The following is a 4,116-nucleotide window of genomic DNA, read 5'->3' as shown; positions in this document are numbered from 1 at the left end:
AGCTTAATGCTGAAGCTGATGATTATATTGTTAAACCCTTTACAGCCAAGGATCTTTTGACTCGGATTAGGACATTACTGCGTCACCACAGTGTTTCTGGATTAAGGCTACTGGAATGGGGTGATGTTTGCCTAGACCCGAGTACCTGTGAAGTAACTTATAAAGGGCAACTGCTCCATCTATCACCAAAGGAATACGGTCTTCTAGAACTATTCCTGAGCCATCCGCGCCGAGTATTTAGTCAGAGTATCATTCTCGAACATCTGTGGTCATTTGAAGACCCTCCTTCACCAGAAACAGTTAGGGCACATGTTAAGGGGTTAAGGCGCAAGCTCAAGAGTGTTGAAGCTGATGATGTGATTGAAACTGTCTATGGTATGGGCTATCGCCTCAAGAGCTTACCGAGGAGCAAGATAAAGAAACTCAAACCAACCCCAACAAGGTTCAATCAGCCTTGGGAACGTTCTAAAGGAACCATGTGGCGTCAGTTTGCCACTGTAGAACAGGCGGTTAATGCTCTCGAAGCCGGACATCTTACTGAGGAGCTGCGAAAACAAGCCCAGCAGCAAGTCCACAAGCTGGTGAGAGCTTTAGATAAGTTTGGCTTAGTGGAAGGATCACGGCTAGCCCAAACTATTGAGTACTGGCTACAGGAAGTCAGTATAACCAAGACAAGGAACTCCGGTAAACGGAGATATCGGTCAAGACGCAGGAACTATGACAACCAAATAGAATTACCTAGTCCTCAATTACAGCAACTAAGCTCCCCAACTAATATTCAAAATCTGGCATCTTTGCTAGCACTTCTATCTGAAGAACTCCAGCAACCTCCATCAGCATGCTCTGGTGATGTCAGTAGTGAGTTGGAAGATAATTCAACCATTACTGTCTTAAAAGAGCCTGAACTAACCGAATATAATAGATCACAACCCCTGGCACCGGACCAATTACCAAAAAAGCTTCCCTTGATTTTAGTTATCGATGGAGACGTGCAACTGACACAACAGTTGGAAAGAGAAGCAGTGAATTGGGATATGCAAGTAAAAGTTGTCCTAGATCCCAGGGAAGCAAGAGTTGTCATGGATCAAGAAATACCTGATGTTGTGCTACTGGACTTGATGTTTCCCAATTATCCAGAGGTCGGAATCGCACTCCTAAAATATTTCCAGAACCAATACCCTCAAATCCCAGTAATCGTTTCTACACAGCAAAATCGGTTTAGCGATCGCGTTGAGGTTGCTCGTCAGGGAGGACGAGCGTTTTTATCCAAACCCGTTACCCCAATACAGTTACTAGATACCTTTGAAGATGTTTTAAATCAAGACAGACCTTCCACAGCCAAAGTCCTGGCAGTAGACGATAATCCCCTAGTGCTGGAAAGTATAAGACACTTCCTACAACCTTTAGGAGTGCAGATTATTACCTTAGAAGAACCCGATCAATTTTGGGAACAGCTTGAAGCGACAGGACCTGATCTACTAATCTTGGATTTAGACATGCCCCAATTCAATGGGATTGAACTGTGCCAAGTTGTGCGCACTGATCGCATCTGGCATGGATTACCTATCCTATTGCTTTGTGAACACCAAGACTCTGAAACAATTCACCGCATTTATCAAGCTGGAGCTGATGACTATATCTTTAAACCCATCACGAAATCCGAGTTAGTCACCCGTGTTTTCCATCGTCTAGAGCGTACCAAACTGCTCCGTAGTTTAGGAGAAACTGACCAATTAACTGGTGTGGCTAATCGTCGTCAATCTACCATAGAATTTAACCGATTACTGCGCTTATCCCAACGCTACCATCAACCTCTTTGCTATGCCTTATTGGATTTAAACAACTTAAAGCAGGTGAATGAGCAATATGGTCATGTGATGGGAGATAGAATTCTGAAGCGGTTAGGACAAATCTTGCGGCAAAAGTTTCGCAGTCACGATATAGTGGCCCGCTGGGGAGGTAAGGAGTTCTTCATCGGGATGTATGGTCTCAATCGACAGGCTGGGGTCAGAAGGCTCCAAGAAATTTTGGAGACTGTTAGTGAAGAATTTCATGACTGTGAGCTAGTGCAGGTAACATTTAGTGCTGGGGTGGCAGAGTACCCTGGGGATGGCACAGACATCGAAAGCCTTTATCGAGCCGCTGATGAGGCTATTGAGCGAGCCCAAGCCACTGGTCAAGATTGTGTATTCCCAGCTCAATCCCTAGCTGGAAACTTCACTCAGTAGTACTTTTTCATGAGTAAAGCGTTCTCTGCCTTAAACCAACCTGATGCGTGATCTATTAAACCCAATTGTTACCAGGTAGGAGGTGAAAAATGGAACCGATACATTCACATTTTATTCACAACTTACTCGACTATTTCACAATTGGGGATAATATAAAGATAGTTTAAAGATTATCGATTCAAAGATATTGATCTTTCATTTGGAGTTAGGCTCAAAAGTATAAAGCTTGAGAGTAGCCATCAAGCATAGGTCATTTTTAAGACCTCATTAGGGTGTAAAGCTTATTTAGTCGAATCCGACAATAGTTCTCAAGAGCGAAAGTGCAGACTTTCCGTTGACCGTAGGTCACGCTACGCGAACGGAATCGACGTTTATTGAGCTAACTCGCAAACCTTTGACCGTAGGTCACGCTACGCGAACGTTGCTTTGTTTCTAATCCGAATATTGGATGGTGAGTCAGGGAATGGTGGTTTTGTGTTGCGGCTCCACCCTTTGAAAAAGCTTAGCGTGAAAGCTCACCAAGAGATTGATTGTTGTGGGCTGTCTGAATGGGGCATCTAATCTAATCTCAAAAAAATAGGTTGCAACCCATAGAGTTTGTAGAGCTTACCCTGAATGGATTCTCGTACAAATATGCCCTTAAGGTAAGCCATTCTCGCCCTCGAGCGCGGTGGTCGTTGCTCTTTAGGAGCCGCCTTTGGCTAGACTAGCCTTTGCCATTAAGTATAGCCCTTCGATGAAGGGTAAAGTAGGTTGTTGATCCAGAGCCTATTGGCGAGCGCGTCAGTTGAAAGATTTTGATCCAACCCTAGTAAGCAATTACTGATCAGAGTCTCACTAAAAAATTAAGCCTGACTAATAGGGTATAAAACAGGGTATAGAACCGTTTATAGCCTATGAATTTGCTTTTCCCCTCGCTTGTTAAATATAAAATTTCTTGGAAAATTTATCTGCCCATAGCAATAATTTTGGTATTCCAGATCTTAAGGTAGAAGCGTTCTAGGAAACTTTTTTACCAGCCTTAACATCGCTAGTGCATAATCAATCGATGGGTCAGACCCCTCATGATTATATCGGTCTGACCTTTCGGAAACTGCTACCAATTATTGTTTCTCTCAATATGGTTAATCAATTGATATGGGATTTAATTTCAAATTAACAAGCCACTCAGCTCATAGGACGTTGACGTTGACTTTGAAAAACTATTTTCAGGTGTTTTTTTAACAAATCTTAATATATTATAAATTAGTAATTTCCGCTAACCCTTTAGTATGAAGCAAATTAACAATTATGTCTGTTACAGGCCATTTAACCGATATTTCCCTACCAGAAGTGTTTCAGTTTATCGCCCAGGGACAAAAAACTGGTTTGCTAAGGTTGCTTCCCTTGCCAAGAAACCAAGTAACCCCTAGGAGAACTCATTATATTTGGGTGTATCAGGGTCACCTGGTGGCAGCTGCAGATCGGTTAGACAATCAAGGTTTGGTATCGCTGATTGTTAAACACTGTGGGGTTAGCGAACGGGTAATTGCTAAGTTAGCTCAGCTGTGTGCCATAGATAAACCTCTGGGTTTATGCCTGAAAACTCAGGGTGCTTTACAGGGTGAACAATTAAAACAGCTATTTCGAATGCAAATTTTACAGCATGTGTGTGCTTTGTTTCAGCTCCGAGATGGTCAGTTTAACTTTGAACAGAATGTACCCATACCAACACGAGAAATGACGGGTTTGAGTATGCCAACAAAAATAGCTATGTTGAAGGGATTGCGATCGCTCCGCAATTGGGAAGCTCTGGCAGATAAATTACCTGACCCGAATGGTGGTTTGGTCAGTATCAACGGTGGTCAACCTAAATACAGTTTGGACTCTATAGAGTGGCAAGTTTGGG

General features: G+C 42.9%; 2 protein-coding genes. Both read left to right on the top strand.

Annotated features, from left to right (window positions below; all coding sequences use genetic code 11):
* On the top strand, window positions 1–2,228 hold a 2,228-nt coding region (locus F6K57_RS38320; RefSeq protein ID WP_293073743.1), incomplete at its 5' end, for a response regulator.
* 1,290 nt (window positions 2,229–3,518) lie between these two features.
* On the top strand, window positions 3,519–4,116 hold a 598-nt coding region (locus F6K57_RS38315), incomplete at its 3' end, for a DUF4388 domain-containing protein (protein ID WP_293073741.1).

Source organism: Moorena sp. SIO4A5 (assembly GCF_010672005.1).
GTDB lineage: Bacteria > Cyanobacteriota > Cyanobacteriia > Cyanobacteriales > Coleofasciculaceae > Moorena.
Note: the sequence above shows the minus strand (reverse complement) of the source record. Positions and strands in the feature narration are given on the sequence as shown.